Origin of the sequence: Synechococcus sp. L2F (genome assembly GCF_024345695.1) — a bacterium.
Classification (GTDB): Bacteria; Cyanobacteriota; Cyanobacteriia; order PCC-6307; family Cyanobiaceae; genus MW101C3.
Genome location: NZ_JAGQBP010000003.1, coordinates 138,162 through 156,158, shown reverse-complemented (window position 1 = coordinate 156,158; position 17,997 = coordinate 138,162). Strand labels below are relative to the sequence as shown.

Below are 17,997 nucleotides of genomic sequence, written 5' to 3'. Positions count from 1 at the left end.
CATAGGGTGATTTCATCTCCCCCCGACGGCGCAACGCGCGCACCCCGCCATGCACCCCACTGCCGAAACCTTCACCGAAAAGGCCTGGGCCGCCATCGTGGCCGCCCAGCAGCTGGCCCAGCAGAAACGCCAGCAACAGTTGGAAAGCGAGCACCTCTTTGCCGCACTCCTGGCCCAGCAGGGGCTGGCAGGGCGGATTCTGGAGAAGGCCGGCGTGAACCCCGCCGTGCTCACCGAGAAGGTGGAAGCCTTCATCGGCGGCCAGCCCAGCCTCGCCACCGCGCCCGAGAGCGTGTACCTCGGCAAGGCGCTGAACCTGCTGCTGGATCACGCCGCCACCCTGCAGAAGGAATTCGGCGACAGCTTCACCTCGATCGAGCATCTGGTGCTCGCCCTCGCCAACGACGCCCGTTGCGGCCGCCAGCTGCTCTCGCAGGCAGGCGTGGATGCCACGAAACTGCGTCAGGCCATCGAAGCCGTGCGCGGCAGCCAGAGCGTGACCGATCAGAACCCCGAAGGCACCTATGAATCGCTGCTGAAGTACGGGCGTGATCTCACCCAGGCCGCCAAGGACGGCAAGCTCGATCCGGTGATCGGCCGCGATGAGGAGATCCGGCGCACGATCCAGATCCTCAGCCGCCGCACCAAGAACAACCCGGTGCTGATCGGCGAGCCCGGCGTGGGCAAGACCGCAATCGTGGAAGGCCTGGCCCAGCGGATCATCAACGGAGACGTGCCCGCGGCGCTGCAGAACCGGCAACTGGTGTCGCTGGACATGGGCGCCCTGATCGCCGGAGCCAAGTACCGCGGCGAATTCGAGGAGCGGCTCAAGGCCGTGCTCAAGGAGGTCACCGCCTCCGAAGGTCAGATCGTGCTGTTCATCGACGAGATCCATACGGTGGTGGGGGCCGGCGCCAGCGGCGGCGCCATGGATGCCAGCAACCTGCTCAAGCCGATGCTGGCCCGCGGCGAACTGCGTTGCATCGGCGCCACCACCCTCGATGAGCACCGCCAGCACATCGAAAAGGATCCGGCCCTGGAGCGGCGCTTCCAGCAGGTGTTCGTGGACCAGCCCACGGTGGAGGACACGATCTCGATCCTGCGCGGGCTGAAGGAGCGCTACGAAGTGCACCACGGCGTGCGCATCGCCGACAACGCCCTTGTGGCCGCCGCCGTGCTCAGCAGCCGCTACATCGCCGATCGCTTCCTGCCCGACAAAGCGATCGATCTGATGGATGAATCGGCAGCGCGGCTGAAGATGGTGATCACCTCCAAGCCGGAAGAGATCGACGAGATCGATCGCAAGATCCTGCAGCTGGAGATGGAGAAGCTGTCACTGGGCCGTGAATCCGATGCGGCCAGCCGCGATCGGCTCGAACGGCTGGAGCGGGAACTGGCCGAGCTGAGTGAGCAGCAGAGCGGCCTCAATGCCCAGTGGCAGAAGGAAAAGGGCTCGATCGACGAGCTCAGCGCCATCAAGGAAGAAATCGAGCAGGTGCAGCTGCAGGTGGAGCAGGCCAAGCGCAGCTACGACCTCAACAAGGCGGCCCAGCTCGAATACGGCACCCTGGCGGAACTGAACAAGAAACTGGCAGCCAAGGAGAGCGAGCTCAATGCCGCCGGTGCCGACAAGACCCTGCTGCGCGAGGAGGTCACCGAAGACGACATTGCCGAGGTGATCGCCAAGTGGACCGGCATTCCGGTGGCGCGGCTGGTGCAGTCGGAGATGGACAAGCTGCTGCATCTGGAAGCGGAACTGCACCGCCGCGTGATCGGCCAGGAGCAGGCGGTGACCGCCGTGGCGGATGCGATCCAACGCTCCCGCGCCGGCCTGTCCGATCCCAATCGGCCGATCGCCTCGTTCCTGTTTCTCGGCCCCACCGGCGTGGGCAAGACCGAGCTCTCCAAGGCGCTGGCGGCCCAGCTGTTCGACAGCGCCGACGCCATGGTGCGCATCGACATGAGCGAATACATGGAGAAGCACGCCGTGAGCCGCCTGATCGGAGCGCCTCCCGGCTATGTGGGCTACGAGGAAGGCGGCCAGCTCACCGAAGCGGTGCGGCGGCGTCCCTACGCGGTGATCCTGTTCGACGAGGTGGAGAAGGCCCACCCCGATGTGTTCAATGTGATGCTGCAGATCCTCGATGACGGCCGCGTCACCGATGGGCAGGGACGCACGGTGGATTTCACCAACACCGTGCTGATCCTCACCAGCAACATCGGCAGTGCCTCGATTCTCGATCTGGCCGGTGATCCAGCCCGCCACGGCGAAATGGAGCGGCGGGTGAATGAGGCCCTGCGCGGCCACTTCCGCCCCGAATTCCTCAACCGCCTCGATGAAACGATCATCTTCCACAGCCTGCGGGCCGAGGAACTGCGCCAGATCGTGGAGCTCCAGGTGGAGCGGCTGCGGCTGCGGCTGGCCGATCGCAAGATCGGGCTTGAGCTCGATGCCGCCTCACTCGACTGGCTCGCCACCGCCGGGTACGACCCCGTGTACGGCGCACGGCCGCTGAAGCGAGCGATTCAGCGGGAGCTGGAAACCCCGATCGCCAAGGCGATCCTGGCCGGTACCTACGGCGAAGGTTCCAGCGTGGGGGTGTCAGTGCTGGGCGAGCGGCTGCACTTCCAACCCCAGCGCCAGGTGGAGCCTGCGCTCGCATGAGGCCCCTGCTGGAGGCGCGCCGATGAGTGACGCGCCCCCGCCGACCAGCGCAGCGGCTGCGGCCAGTCTGGCCGCCACGATCGCTGCCCTCAGCCGGCCATCGGTGTATCCCTTGGCCGACTGGCAGGGCGTGGCGGCCAGCGAGCGGCAGGTGCAGGTGGTGCAGACCCACATCAGCGTGGTGTTCCTCACCCCGCGCCACGCCTACAAGCTCAAGAAGCCGCTGCAGCTCTGGCATCTGCTCGACTACAGCAGCCTGGAGCAGCGCTGGCACTGGTGCCGGGAGGAGGTGCGGCTGAACCAGCGCCTGGCCGCCCCCATCTACCTGGGCGTGCGGGCGCTGGCAGGAGAGCCGGTGGTGGTGATGCGGCGCTTTGATCGGCAGCGCACCCTGCGTGCCCGGCTCGAAGCCGGCCCCGTGCCGGCCGCACAGATGCGGGCCCTGGGGGGCGTCATCGCCCGCTTTCACAAGGTCAATGGCAGGCCCGGCGCCGATGGCCGCGCCGCCATCCGGCGCTTCGCCCGCGTGCTGGCGAGCAACGTGCAGGCCACCGCCAGCGCCGTGCCCGCACTGTTTCCCGCCCCGGTGCATGCTGCCCTGGTGAGCAGCCTGGCCGCGCAGCTGCGCCGACAGCGCCACGCGCTGGCCACACGGATCGCCGCCGACTGGGGCGTGAACGGCCATGGCGACCTGCGCCTCGAGCACGTGCTGCTGGAGGCAGAGCCCGGCCCCTTGATCGTCGATTGCGTGGAATTCAATGCGGGGCTGCGGGAGGTGGATGGCGCCTCCGATCTCGCCTTCCTGGTGATGGAACTGCAGGCCAGCGGCCATGCCGAGCAGGCGGAAGCGCTGCTGGCGGGTTACGGCCGCCCGATCGATCCGGCGGTGCTCAACCTGTTCTGCGCCTACCGGGCCCATGTGCGGGCCAAGGTGGAAACGGTCAGCTGGGCCGAGCACGACCGCGCCGCCACCGAACGCCTGGCGGCTGAACGCGGTGCGCGCGGCCACCTGTCGCTGGCACTCGCCTATGCCCGCACCGGCTTGCAACCGCCGCCGCTGATCCTGCTGCGGGGCCTCTCGGGCTGCGGCAAGAGCCACCTGGCCGCCCTGCTGGCTCCCTGGTTGATCGCCGAGACGATCAGCAGCGACCGGGTGCGCAAGGCGCTGTTCGGGCTGGACCCCCTGGCCCGCTCCAGCGGTGAACAGCGGGACCGCCTCTACAGCGCCGAAGCCCATGCCCGTACCGAAGCGGCGCTGCTGGAGCAGGCCGCCACAGGCCTGAAGACCGGGCGTGCCGTGCTGCTCGATGCCACCCACCTGCGCCTCGCCAGCCGCCAGCGGGCCACCGCCCTGGCCCAGGAGCTGGGGGTGCCCTGGTGCATCGTCGACGTGGACGCCTCAGCTGAACTGATCGAGACACGCCTGCGGACGCGCCTGCAGCGCAACGACGACCCCAGCGATGCCGATCTGGCCGTGGCGGCGCTGCAACGCAGCCAGGTCGAACCGCTCACGCCATTGGAGCAGCGGCACACCCTGCGCTTCCGCGCCGGTGATGACCCGACCACGCTGCTGATGTCGCTCTGGGAGCGGATCGGCTGCGGCAGCACGGACGACACGCCCAAAACTGGGCCCAGTCTGGCCAGAGGTCATGGCTCAGATTGAGATTCAGCCCTCTCGGAACCAGTCTTTCCGGTCCCAGTCTTCTTGGACCCGGGAATCCTGGAGGCGGGAGCTGTCATGGATCAGTACCTCTGAGATCCGGCTGCTTGAGATCCAGCCGTCTTGGATCCAGCCTTCAGGATCTGATGCTCAGGGAGTGAGCAGACTGTTGATCCGCCGCGCGAGCTCCCGGTCCAGGCTGGAGAGGCCCCCCGCATCGTGGGTGGTGAGATCAATCACCACGCGGTTGTAGACGTTGCTCCATTCCGGATGGTGGCCAAGGGTTTCCGCCAGCAGGGCCACCCGGGCCATGAAACCGAAGGCGGCGTTGAAATCGGCGAATACAAAGGTGCGATGGAGCTTGCCGTTGCTCATGCTCCAGCCCGGCAGCTGAGCTGGCAGCGCCTTGATCTCCTCAGGGGTGAGCAATTGGGCCGCCATGACAGGTCCGCAGAACAGTGCTCCCACCAGGATGGCAAGCAGGCCCAGGCGCGCAAGCGGGTGGAAGCACGCCCAGGGGGCACGCCAGCCCTCTGGTTCAGCAGCCGGCATCGCTGAGGTCATGGAGCCGATCAATCAGGAGGTCGAGTTCGGTGTCGCTGTCGGCATCGCCGCCCAGACGCAGGCGACGCTGCACCTCACCATTGAGCCGTTCGCCGCTGCGCAGTGCCAGCAGGGTGACGGGGGAGGCCTGGGCCTGGGCCATCGCGGGCGGAAGCTCTGCCGCCGGCTCCAGCCAGGCATCAGGCGGACGGATGGCCAGGGAGGTGATCGCGGCGGTGAGAGCGCCGATCGAACTGTGCAGCTGCGTGATCTCGCGGCGCAGGTGCACGATTTCCGCCATCAGCTCGTCGTTGCAGCCGCGGCTCAGCGCAGCGGCCGCGTTGGGGATGGACCCGGCGCTGCGGCCTGGGCTGCTCCCCGACCTGGAGCGAGCGTCCATGTGAACAGGCGCCGAAATCGGCCCAGCCGGCTCCGGGGCCGGCGGGACCGGGGCGGATGGCGCGCTTTCCATGGCCTCACTCTGCCGAAGATTCACTCTGCTGCAGGGCCAGTCGGACTGGGCAAAAACCCGCCAGGTCCATACCTGTGGCTCAGATGGCGTGGTTAAGAAGCTGACCCAACCCGAGGGAGCTGACCCATCCCCCGGGAGGCCGATCATTTCCAAGGGAAGTTGGGTGGCCCATTCCCCAGGCAGCTGGACATTCCCCCAGAAGATGGAGGCTCCACTCACGGCAGCTGCCAGCGGCGCGGTGCTCCCAGAGGTAGACAGCTTGACAAGTGGCTGAGCACAGTCCCTGGTAGCTGCGGCTGCGTCGGGTCGGCTAATTCTCGCCCCCGCTCTCTCGCGCCCAGGGCCTCCCGCCCCAACTCACCCGATCCGATCACGCTTGAGCGGCTGGTGGGCGTCCTTGCGAAGATCCTCCCCCGCCTGGAGGCCATCGAGGAACGGCTCACCGGCCTGGAAGAGTCCCAGCCAACCGACTGCCCATGGTCGGCAGAGCAGGTGGATGCGGTGGTCCGCAATCTGCGGGACATCGAGCGACGCACCCGGGAGGCCCACACATGTCCACCACCACCAGCCGCGCATTGTGCTTTCAACAATCCCTGATGTTCAACCGAGGATTGTGCGCCTGGCCGTGGAGTGGCTTGGCCGTGGACTGCTGTGCTCACTCCGCCGGGTTGATGGCGCTCTCTAGTCACGCATGACTTTGGATTTCAATGTCTCCATGGCTTCTACTTCGACCGGGTTCAGTGTCTTTCGCTTGGAAAACAATCCCTCTGCAGAATCTAGAACGATTCGCCTGACTTCTAGATCAGCAGATTTCACTTGCGAGACCAGGACCTTGTAGCGAGTGCGGGAAGGCGTGTTCATGCAGTCTATTCGCCCGCTTATCTGATCAGGCGAAAGACCGCCTTCCTTATAAAGCAGTCCATAGACTCGAATCAGTATGTCCCGCTCGTGCTGCATGAGCCTTCTGTCTCCTTTGCCGAGGAAGAGGAGAACGCCAATGGCCGCATCTAAATCACTGTTCTGATATTCATTGGATTCATCGTCAGCTGGGACCCCGTCCCGCGAGACACCTTCTCCGGCAATCCTCAAAACTTCGCCCGATGCGCAGTTGACGCAGTGCTCCATCCGAGACCAAAAGAATGCTCTTTCATCATTTCGCAAATGACAAAAAGCGTAGACATAGCCATTCTCGATTCGGTTAATCGTAATTCTGCGCTCTGTCCGATTGCCATTCCTGTCCACATATATGATCTGATAGTCCTGATCGGTAAAGTCTTGAAAATCAGCGTATTCAGAGCCAAAAGTCGCCAATGAATCAAGCTCCGGTGGTGGCGGCGGCGGTGGAGGCGGCGGCGGTGGAGGCGGGATACGCAGCGCTGCTGAGCCTGATTGCTCAAAAGGTAAATCTATTGCTTGGCTCGGCGCTGAGGCACTCGATCTACTGCTCCTTGAGCCTTGAGGCGTGATAGCAGTTGTCGGTGCCGCCTTGGAAGCCTGGTCGGCGAGTTGGTTGCCCACCAAGTAGAGGATGCCGACTGGAATGAGAATGAGAAGGATCCATGGAGCAACAAAGACGACCGGTACCAGAAGAAGGAGCAGACATCCGCATCCGACCTTTGCTGATGTGTTGCTGCTCGCCTGGCTTGACCCCGAGCGACGCCCAGCGCCACGGTCGATTGTGCTGGTGTAGGAAAGACCAGTGCCTGGGACGCTTGCGGTGACACGGCCACGGCTGTTGAGTGTCAGGCCCTTTCCGCCAATTGAGGTGCTTACGCCGGACTTGCTTAGATTGATTCGTACTCCAGGAGCGATCCGGATCGACTTCCGAAATCGAAAACCCATTGGACTGAATAGCTAGCCGGCAGGCTAACACTATACGAAAAGACCTTTAATTTTGGCGACCCCACCAGAGAGCGTAATGTAGCCATAGGCACATCACCGCACCAGCTAATTATAGCCAGCTTGGCCGATTGCCCGAGACAGACTACACCAGACTGGCAATGATGAGACAATGAGAGGCAACCAAGCCCTCTCGACTTGGCGAACACTCGCTCTACCAAACCAGGCATATCTGCCCTGGGTCGCTTCATCGATACCTATCAGCAGATGCGGCCCCCGCACTGGTGGGAGGTGGCAATCGAAAGCCGACCCCGCGCCGAAAAGCGGGTGCTGGCTCTAGCCCGATCGTTTCACCCGCACGGCACCTGGGCCGCGGCGGTCGACAACGATCTGCGGGCCTACCAGCTGGCCTTGAGAACAGCCTCCGGCTTTCCCTTGCTGGGCGGCAGGACCACGATGTAGACCGTTGCCGGTGCTGATGCCGTGCGCAGGCTGGCTGGTGGGCTCAGCACGCTCACCGATGTCGACCTCCTGCGGTGGGAGGAGCAGGTGCTCTGGCTTCGGTTGCCGGCTGAGGCGGTGGTGGTCCTGCGGGCCACGGCTGCCGAGCAGGGCCGATCAGCACCCGGCCTCGCCGCAGAGCTCCTCGAGGTCGACCTGGACGGGCTGGTGGCCGAGGCTGCCGAGTGACGCCACTGGAAGTCGCTGCCGCCGACGCCCGCTGGATCCTGCCGGTGCGACCGCTCTACGCCGGCCTGATTCGATCGGGGCGTAAGAACTGCGAGCTGCGCTCATACTCGGCCGGCATCGCCGCTGGCGACTGGGTGCTTCTGTACTCCAGGGCGCCGGTCTCGGCCATCACCGCCGCCATTCGGATCGGTGCGGTGGAGCAGCACTGCCCCGATCGCCTTTGGACAGACCCAGGCCCGCATCGGTTGGGGGTGACGGCCACGGCCTGGCAGCGGGCCTTTGCCTCGGTGCCGACCATCTGGCTGCACACCATCGCGTCGGTGGTGGAGCTGCCCCGGATCGGCAGGGCAGAGCTCACCGATCGCTGGCCCGGGTGGCGGCCCCTGCAGCGGGTGCAGCGCAGATCGCCTGCGGCCTGGCTGGAGCCCGTGCCGGTCAGGCCTGCCCCGACTCGGGATGTGCAGCTACTTCTAGCCATAACATTCGCTCATCCTTCGATGTAGCTGAACATTGCCGAAGTAGATCGTGCGGGCTACACCGAATCTGGATCTGTCGAAGACTAGAGAGGTGGAGAAACTATCTCGCCTCCACCTACTCGCCTCTGATGAGTCTTCCGATCTGCGACTACACCAAGGCCCGTTCAGCGGGCCGTGCTCATACCTCGTACATCGCCTAGCGAACCCGCTTCCTGCAGGCGGTTCGACTGTTGGAAGCCCGCCTGATCGCCCTCGATGCTGCACAGAAGAAAGCGCCCACCGACTGGGGATTTCCGGGTTCTATGGGTCGAGCCGCTGAAGTGATTGAAGAACTGGCCGAATCGTTCACCACCACCGCCTGATCCTCCGATGAAGGACCTATCTCTAACCCGCGCCCACCAACTTCACTGGGCTCTTGCTGCCAACTTCAGAACCGTGAAAGCCTTGCTCGTGTCGGGCTTCATCCAGTGGGATTCGGCTCGCTCCAGCTATGTCCCCTCCGACCTCGGCCTGCAGGCCCTGGACGACTACGACAACCACCACCAGCCCGATCCGGAGGTGCTGGATTGGTTGATCGCTGCCACCCAGGTGGAAGAGGAGCCCGAAGACGAGGAGGCGCCCGCAGAGCCCGAGCCGGTGGTGGTGGTCGCAGAGCCCGAGCCGCCTGCTGAGCCCGCCCAGTCGAAGCGCTCCCGCACTTCCCCTGCCGTCACCGCCTGAGATCCCCCACCTGCTGCCCCGCCTTCGGGTGGGGCTTTCTCGCGACTGCCGCTGGGGGGCGATCCTCGGGAAGCCAGGCACCGCCTACAGGGCAGCGGGTGGGGATGCTGCAGCGAGCCGCGCACCCGGCAGCTTGCGCGGCTTCAAGCGCAGCAGCGAATCGTTGTTGGCGTAGGCCACGGAAGGGCCTTTGCCCCACTTGGCGGTGATCATGAGGCGGCCAGCAGTCCAAAAGCATCCTGGCCATGACCGATCGAGTGATCCGACCAGTGACACCAGACTTGCCGGGAGTCATCACCCGCCACAAGTACCAGCCTCCACCATGGGTAGCGGAGCATCTCGATCCGATCGCCTACAACAATTGGCTGCGGGGAAAGGCTCAAGGTCTGTGCCGACGAGACTGCGAACGTGGGGCTCATACACAGTCAGCGAAGCCAAGGCGGCTGTCCATGCCGCGATGGTTGCCTGCAACGGCCGCGATCACTGGACAGGTGAACCGCTCCGCTGGGATCTGCTCGGCAACTACGACAGCGATGAGTCAGGGCGGCAAGGTGCCTCCTACAAACGTGCGAGGGCGATGCAGCCAACGATCGACCACCGCAACAGCGAGCCCATCTGCGACTTTGTGATCTGCTCCTGGCGTACCAATGACGCCAAGCACGACATGAGCATCGAAGAATTGAAGGAGTTCAGTCGCCTGGTTCTGGAGCACAACCCGTGACCACCCGCCGTCGACCTACTTTCCTCAGATGCAACCACCACCGAGCATCGAGCAGCAGCGGGCTGAACGGCCCGACCTGACGGATGAGCAGCTGCTGGAGAGGGAAGGCCGCTTCAGGCTGGTTCAACAGGCCCGTATGACCGGATTCCCCGGTGAAGTGAGCGGGCCGCCGGATCACCCTGACGATCCGTGGCCCCAAGAGCCCGTACTGCAGGCGTGGTGCTCAGGATGTGCGGCTGGTGGGGGAGTTAACCGAGACGACCTGAAGGGGGCGCCGCTGACACTGACCACCAACCGTGGACTGCCTCCTGACCCCAACGAGCCGAACGATCTGGAGGCCTGGTGCGCTTACCACGGGGTCGAACTACAGACAGGCCCCGCCGCTTACGGCGTCACCCCGACGCAGCAGCACCAGGGGCGGGGCTGAGACTGGGGCTAACGCCCACAGAAATCACCGTCGCCGCCATCGCTGACAGGGGAGCCAGGGCCAGGCCGAATACAGGAGACGCAATCAGGGCTGGGAAGCGCATCTGGAGAGTGGTGGGTTTCGCCATTTTCGGCGCCTCTCTCCGCTGGTGGGAACGCATCGACACTCTCACCGGCGAACACGTCCCGGTATTCACTGGCCGGCCTGAGGAAATGCTCCTCCCTCAGGAAGGAATGACGACGGTGGCCCGGTCGGTTCTGTAGAGGCTTACGTAAACGATCAGGCCAAGCACCACGAATACGGTCTGCGCCGCAACCGAGGCAAGCGACAGCCACGGGTAGGCATAGCCACCGGCCAGGAACGTCGAGATGTCCCACAGACCATGGGCCACCATCGCCGGCCAGAGGAGGCCCTTGGAGCGGCGAAAGACATAGAGAAGAATGCCGCTCAGGGCCGCCAGGACCACCTGGATCGCACCGATCCAGCCCATCCCCATGAACATGTTGGGGAGATGGAACAGGCCGAAGCAGACGCCCGTCCAGATCGCGGCGGTGGCTTCCGAGCGACCACCCTGGCGCAGGCAGCGCAGGAAGAGACCGCGGAACAGCAACTCCTCAGCGAAGCCCACCCCGACGCCGGCGGCGAGGATGGCCAGGAGCAGAGGCGGCGGCACCGCGCTCCACTGGATGCCCACCAGGCGGAAGGCGATCATCGCCATCCACGCCAGCATCGACAGCTTCATCAGGCCTGTGCAGCGCAGTCGCACGGGATCCCGCCAGACGTGGTCCCAACGGCACCAGCGGGTGAAGGCCAGCAGCGCCAGGCCGCCGAGGCTGAGGGGGACAACCGCCGTGGCGAAGGCATTGCCCGCCGTCTTGAACCAGTCCGTGTAAGGGATGCCGGTGCGGTACTGCAGGACTCCGGCCAGGGCGCTGTAGGCGAGCCAGAGCGCGATCCCAAGACGGATTGTCGGACGGACACGCGGCCCCCGGGCCCCCTCCGATGCGGTGGTCTCCATCGATGCGTGACTCCACTCAGGGCTTTGCTAGCGACCCCAGGGTGCCCTGTCACCCCAATCCGCCATGCCCTGGGGGCGCGGATCACTGCCGACGAATGGGGCCGGTGGTCTTGGCGTCGGCATCGAACCAGCTGCTCTCGTTGGTGATACGCGGGTCGCCCTGAATTGTGTAGGTGATGAAGCCGGACTTGAACACGAGGGCGCCATCGGAGAGTTTGCTGGCAACGGACTTGCCGTTCACTAGCACCTTGTTCTTGCCATCGATCCGGATGGTGGAGACGGTTCGGCCGTCCACATTCCTGGCGACCCACTGGCCGGCATAGGGGGACACGGCCGCGCCTGCGGTGCCGAATCCAGCCTTGGCGTTCTGCTCCCTGGTCTTGTTGATGTCACAGCCCTGCAACTCGGTGACCTGGGTGCAGCCGGACTTCTCCAGCTTCCTGGCATAGGCAGGATCGATCGCGTGGGAGGCAAGCGGCAAGGACAGGCCGATCGCAGCGGCAGCGGCGGCCGTGGCGACGAAGGTTTTCCCTGGTTTCATGCTGGAGAATCCTGCAGGTGGCCGCAGCACTTTGCCACTCGAAGGCAGGGGCTGCGCCTCGGGGGATTGGCTGCAACTCTGAGGCTCAGCTTTACCTGGCGGCGCTGCGGGCCTCGCTGTTGGCCTATGCATCGATGTCAGCCGCCTCAGCCTCCCTGACGCGCTTCTGCCACGCCCTCTGCACCACCTTGCGCTGCTCAGGGGTCAGGAACGGCTGGCGCCGGCAATGAGGTGGGAACTGCTCATTGGCAAGGGCCTGGAGCTCGAACCAGGCGACCCCGATCATGGCCTTGGTCAGCTCAGGCATGAACTCGGGCTCCACAGGCGGTGGGGCAAGTGATGGTCCCGGTGGCTGCTGACTCAGCAATTGCAGCAGATCAGCGGTATTGGTGGCGAACTGCGGGGCGATCAGCCCGTCGGTGGTGCCAAGGGTGCCGCTGAGCGGGCTGCCTCGTCTGGTGCCCATCAGCTGCGAGCCACCGATCCAGGGAGGGGCCGCTGCCATCCGTCTAAGGCGGTGCGCTCAGCCTTGGTGGCGGCGATGGCGTTGGCGGTGGCCTAAGCGGGATTGAGGGGGCCGCTGTGGCCCAGCGTCACGCCTCCCTGGGGCAGCGGTCCGGTGACCACGGGGGAGGGTGTGGCTGGTGCTTGCGCTTCTTGCTCACCACCCGGGCTCAGGTAGAGCGCCCCGTGGACCGCCCTTTCGGACCGGGAGCACCCAACCCTGCACGGCCGCCGTGCCGGTGAAATTGCCAGTGCTGCCCTGGCTCAGAAGCTGACCCATCCCCCAGTCAGCTGGTCATTCCCCCAGCAGATGGAGGCTCAGCTCACGGCAACTGCCAGCGGCGCGGTGCTCCCAGAGGTAGACCGCCTGCCAGGTGCCGAGCATCAGGCGGCCCCGCTCAAACGGCAGCGACAGGGTGCTGGCCGTCAGTGCCGTGCGCACATGGGCCGGCATGTCGTCGGGGCCTTCGTCGTCATGCACCCAGGGCCGCAGCCGGCCTTGCCCACTGAGCGGGCGCACCCCTTCCTGCGGCACCAGCGCCTGCAGAAACGCAGCAAGGTCCAGCAGCACACGGGGATCGGCGTTTTCATTGATCGTCAGGCTGCAGCTGGTATGCCGGAGCAACACATTGAGAACGCCCTGGCGGAGTCCAGAAGCGGTCACGCAGGCAGCCAACTGAGATGTCAGGTCGGTGAAGCCCTCACCCTCGGTGGAAACTCGCAGTTGCGACAAGTACTGACAGAGCATGGAAAACAGGCCGGGCGGTCATGGTTGGGTCATCTTTAGTCTCTATGGTTGCGCCATCACAACAGATTTCCAATGGCTCCCCTTCCCCTTGCTTCATGGCGTGCCGCACAGCTTCCTATTGGCCTGATGGCGCTGCTCATGGTTCCGCTGGCGGGTGGGGCTGTGGCGGGCGGGGCCATTGCACAGCAGGTGATCCCGAAGCGAGAAGGAATGTGTCCGCTCGGGTATGTCGACACCTTCAACGGCAAGTGCAGTACCCTCGGGGTCACCTCTTACACCGTGAGTCCACGGGATGGAGAAGCCTGTCAGTCGGGGTGGATGAACATCGGCGGAGGCTATTGCCGCAAGAAATGATCACAGGGGATCACGGCCTTGGCTCGGTCCCTTTTGCCAGCGCACAAGCCCGGTGGTAACGGCGATCAGGGCAGCATGGTTGCGATTGCGTGCTCCCAGTTTGCTTCGAATCGCCTTCATGTGGGTTCGCACCGTTTCCACGGACACGAGCAGCTGGGCAGCGATCTCTGCATTTCTGTACCCTTCCACCAGCTTGCAGAGCACATCGCGTTCGCGGGGGGTCAGCCGTGTTCTGACTTCCCCAACGGAGCTGAACGTACCCTTCAGCATGATCGTCAACAGAGGGGCATCCATGTAGATGCCGCCATCAAGGATCACCTTGAGCGCCGTGACGATATAACCCCGGCCCGCATAGCGCTCTAGGCAGATGCCATCACTGCCCGAGGCGAACGCTTCCTCCAGCACGTCCGATGTTTCGTTCTGCAAGATCAGCAGGCACGGCAGGTGGGGATAGCGATGCTTGATCCTGCGAATGAAAGCCATTCCCGTGCTTCCTTCAAGGAATTCACCCACCAGCACAAGATCGGGCACGAGCTGCTGAAGATGCTTCAAGCCAGCCTCCTCAGTAGTGGCGCTATGCAGTGAACAGAACACACTTTCCAGGAGAATTTTCATGTGGCCGATCATCATGCGCCGAGCGCTCACACACAGCAGCGAGCGACCAAAGAGTAGCTTCCTGGTGGCTTCATCGTGCTCCAGATCAGATTGTAGGAACGGGTTGAAATCCATTAATCGTCCGGCGAGTCTGCCGCTGAATGCCGCAGCGGCAGATGGTCGAGTTGCCTTTGTGCAGACAACTGGGGTATCAGAGGTAACAACGCCAGCCATGGGATGGACAGAACAGGGACATGGTCCATCTGAAGGCGGTTAGCCGCCTGGAACATCCCCGACACGGGCCAAATCGACCACATTGGGCGGGTGGGAAAATGTGCACGGCCGGGCAAAGTCGTATAGAACGAAGTTGTGTGAGGGTAGCCGTTTCCATGGCGAATTGCAGAAGAATTGCCGTGCCATCGCTCGGGCACCGTTAGAACAGCACCCTATTCTTCTCATTTTTTGCGCCACACCGGTCACTCACACCAGCCTGGAGACACGCAATCCTCTGAAAACGCATTGGCGCCCCATTCAGTTTCACTACCGCACGGGCCAGGCAATGCCCTGAAGCCTCAATACCGAAGCGCGCGGTCACTGCGCCTGGCGCATCGGCAGGTTCAGTAGTAACGCTTGGGATTCTGGGAAATCGCCAGCTGCACCTCCTGCAGGAAAAGCACCAGCCCCACGATCAGCATCAGCATCGCCAGCACGAAGGCTGGCACCAGGATGGCGGCAAGATCCAAAACCGCCACCGCACTCACGAACATCACAGCCACCACCGCGGCGATCAGCAGCGCTGTGAAGGTGACGCAGAAGATGGCGCGGTTGATCAAAAACATGCGCTTCTTCTGCACATCCAGCGATTTGCGCAAGCGGCGCGCCTCCAGGGTGGTGCCCCGAGCGAGAGCCTCCTGCAGCAGGCGGGTGCGGTCGACGATCCGTGCCAACCGCTGGGTGAACATGCTCAGCAGGCCGGTGATGCCCGTGAGCAGGAACACCGGCGCCACCGACAGCTGAATGGCATAGGAGAGCTTGGCGACCGCTGCGGTGCTTTCCGTGCCGGCCGCGAGCACGAGGATGTCCGGGGCCGTCATCGCATTCCGCCAGAAGACTCCGCTGCCATTCTCAGGGGCAGACACGATCGGCCTCGCCGCGATGACCACCATCCAGTGCCAGTACGAAGGTTCACTCCGCTGCCAGGCCCTGCATGAACCCTCCGGTTCCTCCCTGCTCACCGATGCTCCGCTGGACAACGAAGGCAAGGGCGAGCGCTTCTCCCCCACCGATCTGGTGGCTACGGCCCTGGCCACCTGCATCCTCACGGTGATGGGCATCACGGCCCAGCGGCACGGCTGGGCGCTGGAGGGGAGCCGGGCCCGGGTTGAGAAAACGATGACCCGCTCCGGTCGACGCCGCATCGAGGCGCTCACGGTGTGGATCACCCTGCCGGAGGGCCTGGCGGCGGATCATCGCCAGTTGCTGCAGCGCGCGGCGGAAAGCTGCCCGGTGAAGCAGAGCCTGGAAGGCGCCGTGGCCATGGAACTGATCTGGGAGCACGCCGGCACGCCCGCCTCAGACCAGCCGCCGGCCGCATGAGCGAGGACGCCATGCTGGGCCTCGCCACCGCAGCTCCTCCGATGTCCGAGCCGGCCACCGCCCTGCAACGCCTGCAGGATCACCTGCACGAAACCAGGGTGCTCGGGTCGATCAGCAGCGCGCTCTACTACGACCAGAACACGGTGATGCCTGCGGCCGGGGCCGAGTGGCGCGGCGAGCAGCTGGCCTTGCTGGCGAGCCAGATCCATGCCCGTCAGAGCAGCGCCCACTACGCCGAACTGGTGGCGGCCGCCGAGGCGGAACTGGGGGCCTCAGCGCCCGCCGAGCGGCGCCGCAACCTGCAGCTGGTGCGCCTCGAACTGGAACGGCAGCGCTGCCTCGACCCTGCGCTGGTGGCCAGCCTGGCCAGGGCGCAGTCGAAGGGCAACGCCCTCTGGCAGAACGCCCGCCGCCACAACGACTTCCCCACCTTCGCCCCCGCCTTGGCGGAGCTGATCGCCCTGCGCCAGGAGCAGGCCGGGCAACTGGCCAGCGCCGAGCTGGCGCCGCGCAGCCCCTGGGAGGTGCTGGCCCAGCCGTTCGAACCCGACATCAGCACAGCGCGGGTGGAGGAGCTGTTCGCCCCGCTGAAGGCGACCCTGCCGGTGCTGCTGGAGCAGGTGGCCGCCGCCACCTCCCAGCAGAGCGGGGAGAGCACCGCCACCGCCGAGCTGCCGGAGACGGAGCAGGAACGCCTCTGCAGTGAGCTGCTCGACAGCTGGGGCTACGACCCGACGCGCTGCCAGCGCTCCCGGTCCGCTCACCCCTTCTCCTGCACGGTCGGACCTCAGGATTTCCGCATCACCACACGCGTGGTGCCCGGGCAGCCGTTCTCCTCCTTCCTGGCCACCGCCCACGAATGGGGGCATTCGCTCTACGAGCAGGGCCTGCCCCGCAGCACCGACCACTACTTCCCCTGGCCGCTCGGCGAGGCCACCTCGATGGGGGTGCATGAGAGCCAGTCGCTGTTCTGGGAATGCCGGGTGGCCCGCGGCCGCGCCTTCGCCGCCCGTTGGCAGCCGCACTTCGTGGCCGGCGCCGGCGCAGATCGCTGGGGCGGCATCGATGGCTTCTGGCGGGGGCTGAACCCGATGCGGCCCGGCCCGATTCGTGTGGAAGCCGATGAACTGAGCTACTGCCTGCACATCGTGCTGCGCTTCGAGCTGGAGCTGGCCCTGCTGGAGGGAGGTCTGCCGGTGGCCGACCTGCCCGGTGAATGGAACCGGCGCATGGTGGACCTGCTGGGCCTGCGGCCGGCCAGCGACAGCGAGGGCTGCCTGCAGGACATCCACTGGGCTGAAGGCCTGTTCGGCTACTTCCCTTCCTATGCCCTCGGCCATCTGATCAGCGCCCAGCTCGCCGAGGCGATGGAGCGGCAGATCGGGTCGATCGAGGCACACGTGGCCGCCGGCCAGGAACAGGCGCTACAGCAGTGGCTGGCGGCCCACGTCTGGCCGCTGGGGCGGGCGGTGAACGGGGAGGAGCTGGTGGAGCAGGTCACGGGGGAGCGTCTCAGCGCCACGCCGTTCCTCACCTATCTGGAAGCCAAGGTGCAGCAGTTGCTGAGCAGCGTCCGCCACTGAGCCGGTGGGAAAGGCAAGGCGAGCGCCTGCGGGGGCTGGTGGCGCGGCCGTCAGCGTGCGTCGTTAACAGAGGGTGAGGCCGTCAGGGTGCATGGTGATTCGAGGCCGAGTCTGAGGGTGACCTGAGAGCAAGGCCGTTCGCATGCGCCTTCGTGCGAGCCCCTGAGTGAGGCCGGTCTGGGGCACTCCGTAGGATCGGCCGCGCCGCTCGTTTCCCATCGCCATGGCGAACATCGACCATCCGCCCAGCCGCACGATGCTCAACCTGCTGCATGTGCTGCCGGCCTTCGCCGACGAAGCGGAACTGCGGTTGAACACGATCGTCGAGCTCAATTCGATGACGATCAACAAATACGAACTGATCACCGAAACCGGCCATCTCAAACTCGACAGGGTGGGCTACTCCTCCCTGGCCTATCCCTTCGCCTACGGCTGCATCCCCCGCACCTGGGATGAAGACGGGGACCCGCTCGACATCGAGATCGTGGGTGTGACCGAGCCGCTGGTGCCCGGCAGCCTGGTGGAGGCCCGCATCATCGGCATCATGACCTTCGACGACGGCGGCGAAGTGGACGACAAGGTGATCGCCGTGATCGCCGATGACAAGCGCATGGATCACATCACCAGCTACGAGCAGCTGGGCGCCCACTGGCAGAAGGAAACCCACTACTACTGGGAGCACTACAAGGATCTGAAGAAGCCCGGCACCTGCAAAGTGAATGGATTCTTCGGCGTGGAGGAGGCGGTTCGCATCATCAAGGAATGCGAAAAGCGCTATCTCGACACCATCGATGCCAAACTTGTGGGCTGAAGCCCCACGACCGGCACCTGAATGCGCCCGATCCC

Annotated in this window: 23 protein-coding genes and 1 pseudogene; 13 read left to right on the top strand and 11 right to left on the bottom strand. The window is 64.9% G+C overall.

What is annotated here, in order from left to right:
• Positions 1-49: 49 nt before the first annotated feature.
• Together clpB and KBZ19_RS09905 are read left to right on the top strand one after the other, a co-directional pair.
• Complete coding sequence (clpB, locus tag KBZ19_RS09910; protein ID WP_094512924.1) at positions 50-2,665, top strand: ATP-dependent chaperone ClpB; 2,616 nt, start codon at positions 50-52, stop codon at positions 2,663-2,665.
• A 22-nt stretch (positions 2,666-2,687) separates the two neighbouring features.
• Positions 2,688-4,328 carry a bifunctional aminoglycoside phosphotransferase/ATP-binding protein gene (locus KBZ19_RS09905; RefSeq protein WP_255100821.1) on the top strand — a complete coding sequence of 547 codons (1,641 nt, stop codon included), beginning with the start codon at positions 2,688-2,690 and terminating at the stop codon, positions 4,326-4,328.
• A gap of 147 nt (positions 4,329-4,475) precedes the next feature.
• On the opposite strand, the gene KBZ19_RS09900 is transcribed toward KBZ19_RS09905, so the two are convergent.
• Together KBZ19_RS09900 and KBZ19_RS09895 are read right to left on the bottom strand one after the other, a co-directional pair.
• Positions 4,476-4,766: a 4a-hydroxytetrahydrobiopterin dehydratase gene (locus KBZ19_RS09900; RefSeq protein WP_094513037.1), complete on the bottom strand. Its 291-nt coding sequence runs from the start codon at positions 4,764-4,766 to the stop codon at positions 4,476-4,478.
• Positions 4,767-4,863: 97 nt separating this feature from the next.
• On the bottom strand, positions 4,864-5,268 hold the full coding sequence (locus KBZ19_RS09895; RefSeq protein ID WP_255100820.1) for a hypothetical protein: 405 nt from the start codon (positions 5,266-5,268) through the stop codon (positions 4,864-4,866).
• A gap of 459 nt (positions 5,269-5,727) precedes the next feature.
• Here KBZ19_RS09895 and KBZ19_RS09890 point away from each other — a divergent pair, with 459 nt between their 5' ends.
• Complete coding sequence (locus KBZ19_RS09890; RefSeq protein ID WP_255100819.1) at positions 5,728-5,937, top strand: hypothetical protein; 210 nt, start codon at positions 5,728-5,730, stop codon at positions 5,935-5,937.
• Positions 5,938-6,021: 84 nt separating this feature from the next.
• Here KBZ19_RS09890 and KBZ19_RS09885 read toward each other — a convergent pair whose 3' ends face one another.
• Both KBZ19_RS09885 and KBZ19_RS15220 read right to left on the bottom strand, forming a co-directional pair.
• The gene (locus KBZ19_RS09885; RefSeq protein ID WP_255100818.1) at positions 6,022-6,858 is read right to left on the bottom strand and encodes a hypothetical protein; all 837 of its coding nucleotides are present in this window, start codon (positions 6,856-6,858) and stop codon (positions 6,022-6,024) included.
• A 177-nt stretch (positions 6,859-7,035) separates the two neighbouring features.
• Positions 7,036-7,182 (bottom strand): annotated as a pseudogene (locus tag KBZ19_RS15220) (DUF4236 domain-containing protein); the annotation flags it as partial.
• Between the two features lie 264 nt (positions 7,183-7,446).
• Here KBZ19_RS15220 and KBZ19_RS09880 point away from each other — a divergent pair.
• The 5 genes from KBZ19_RS09880 to KBZ19_RS09860 all read left to right on the top strand — a co-directional run bounded on the left by KBZ19_RS09880 (position 7,447) and on the right by KBZ19_RS09860 (position 9,065).
• Entirely contained in the window at positions 7,447-7,641 is a 195-nt protein-coding gene (locus KBZ19_RS09880) for a hypothetical protein (RefSeq protein WP_255100817.1), read from the top strand.
• Between the two features lie 21 nt (positions 7,642-7,662).
• The gene (locus tag KBZ19_RS09875; protein ID WP_255100816.1) at positions 7,663-7,869 is read left to right on the top strand and encodes a hypothetical protein; all 207 of its coding nucleotides are present in this window, start codon (positions 7,663-7,665) and stop codon (positions 7,867-7,869) included.
• Positions 7,866-8,372 (top strand): hypothetical protein, encoded by a 507-nt coding sequence (locus KBZ19_RS09870; RefSeq protein ID WP_255100815.1) that lies wholly within the window; start codon positions 7,866-7,868, stop codon positions 8,370-8,372. Before KBZ19_RS09875 ends, KBZ19_RS09870 begins: the two co-directional genes overlap by 4 nt.
• A 203-nt stretch (positions 8,373-8,575) precedes the next feature.
• Positions 8,576-8,707 carry a hypothetical protein gene (locus KBZ19_RS09865; protein ID WP_255100814.1) on the top strand — a complete coding sequence of 44 codons (132 nt, stop codon included), beginning with the start codon at positions 8,576-8,578 and terminating at the stop codon, positions 8,705-8,707.
• 73 nt (positions 8,708-8,780) lie between these two features.
• A complete protein-coding gene (locus tag KBZ19_RS09860) occupies positions 8,781-9,065 on the top strand; it encodes a hypothetical protein (RefSeq protein WP_255100813.1) in 285 nt (94 codons plus the stop codon).
• 84 nt (positions 9,066-9,149) lie between these two features.
• Here the strand turns inward: KBZ19_RS09860 and KBZ19_RS09855 are convergent, their stop codons facing one another.
• The gene (locus KBZ19_RS09855) at positions 9,150-9,278 is read right to left on the bottom strand and encodes a hypothetical protein (protein WP_255100812.1); all 129 of its coding nucleotides are present in this window, start codon (positions 9,276-9,278) and stop codon (positions 9,150-9,152) included.
• Positions 9,279-9,522: 244 nt separating this feature from the next.
• Between KBZ19_RS09855 and KBZ19_RS09850 the strand changes: the two genes are divergently transcribed.
• On the top strand, positions 9,523-9,786 hold the full coding sequence (locus KBZ19_RS09850) for a hypothetical protein (protein WP_255100811.1): 264 nt from the start codon (positions 9,523-9,525) through the stop codon (positions 9,784-9,786).
• A gap of 650 nt (positions 9,787-10,436) precedes the next feature.
• On the opposite strand, the gene KBZ19_RS09845 is transcribed toward KBZ19_RS09850, so the two are convergent.
• The 4 genes from KBZ19_RS09845 to KBZ19_RS09830 form a co-directional block, all read right to left on the bottom strand.
• A complete protein-coding gene (locus tag KBZ19_RS09845) occupies positions 10,437-11,231 on the bottom strand; it encodes a CPBP family intramembrane glutamic endopeptidase (protein WP_255100810.1) in 795 nt (264 codons plus the stop codon).
• Positions 11,232-11,313: 82 nt separating this feature from the next.
• Complete coding sequence (locus tag KBZ19_RS09840) at positions 11,314-11,772, bottom strand: hypothetical protein (RefSeq protein ID WP_255100809.1); 459 nt, start codon at positions 11,770-11,772, stop codon at positions 11,314-11,316.
• A 124-nt stretch (positions 11,773-11,896) separates the two neighbouring features.
• On the bottom strand, positions 11,897-12,277 hold the full coding sequence (locus KBZ19_RS09835) for a hypothetical protein (protein WP_255100808.1): 381 nt from the start codon (positions 12,275-12,277) through the stop codon (positions 11,897-11,899).
• 294 nt (positions 12,278-12,571) lie between these two features.
• Complete coding sequence (locus tag KBZ19_RS09830) at positions 12,572-13,024, bottom strand: secondary thiamine-phosphate synthase enzyme YjbQ (protein ID WP_255100807.1); 453 nt, start codon at positions 13,022-13,024, stop codon at positions 12,572-12,574.
• A gap of 72 nt (positions 13,025-13,096) precedes the next feature.
• On the opposite strand from KBZ19_RS09830, the gene KBZ19_RS09825 reads away from it, so the two are divergent.
• Positions 13,097-13,378: a hypothetical protein gene (locus KBZ19_RS09825; protein WP_369803032.1), complete on the top strand. Its 282-nt coding sequence runs from the start codon at positions 13,097-13,099 to the stop codon at positions 13,376-13,378.
• On the opposite strand, the gene KBZ19_RS09820 is transcribed toward KBZ19_RS09825, so the two are convergent.
• Both KBZ19_RS09820 and KBZ19_RS09815 read right to left on the bottom strand, forming a co-directional pair.
• Complete coding sequence (locus tag KBZ19_RS09820; protein ID WP_255100806.1) at positions 13,379-14,206, bottom strand: response regulator transcription factor; 828 nt, start codon at positions 14,204-14,206, stop codon at positions 13,379-13,381. It lies immediately after the preceding gene.
• A 383-nt stretch (positions 14,207-14,589) separates the two neighbouring features.
• The gene (locus KBZ19_RS09815) at positions 14,590-15,066 is read right to left on the bottom strand and encodes a DUF2721 domain-containing protein (RefSeq protein WP_255100805.1); all 477 of its coding nucleotides are present in this window, start codon (positions 15,064-15,066) and stop codon (positions 14,590-14,592) included.
• 61 nt (positions 15,067-15,127) lie between these two features.
• Between KBZ19_RS09815 and KBZ19_RS09810 the strand changes: the two genes are divergently transcribed.
• The 3 genes from KBZ19_RS09810 to KBZ19_RS09800 all read left to right on the top strand — a co-directional run bounded on the left by KBZ19_RS09810 (position 15,128) and on the right by KBZ19_RS09800 (position 17,962).
• Positions 15,128-15,568, top strand: a complete 441-nt coding sequence (locus tag KBZ19_RS09810; protein WP_094512931.1) for an OsmC family protein — start codon at positions 15,128-15,130, stop codon at positions 15,566-15,568.
• Positions 15,569-15,609: 41 nt separating this feature from the next.
• Positions 15,610-17,151: a carboxypeptidase M32 gene (locus tag KBZ19_RS09805; protein WP_255100973.1), complete on the top strand. Its 1,542-nt coding sequence runs from the start codon at positions 15,610-15,612 to the stop codon at positions 17,149-17,151.
• A 223-nt stretch (positions 17,152-17,374) separates the two neighbouring features.
• Positions 17,375-17,962: an inorganic diphosphatase gene (locus tag KBZ19_RS09800; protein WP_255100804.1), complete on the top strand. Its 588-nt coding sequence runs from the start codon at positions 17,375-17,377 to the stop codon at positions 17,960-17,962.
• Positions 17,963-17,997 lie beyond the last annotated feature (35 nt).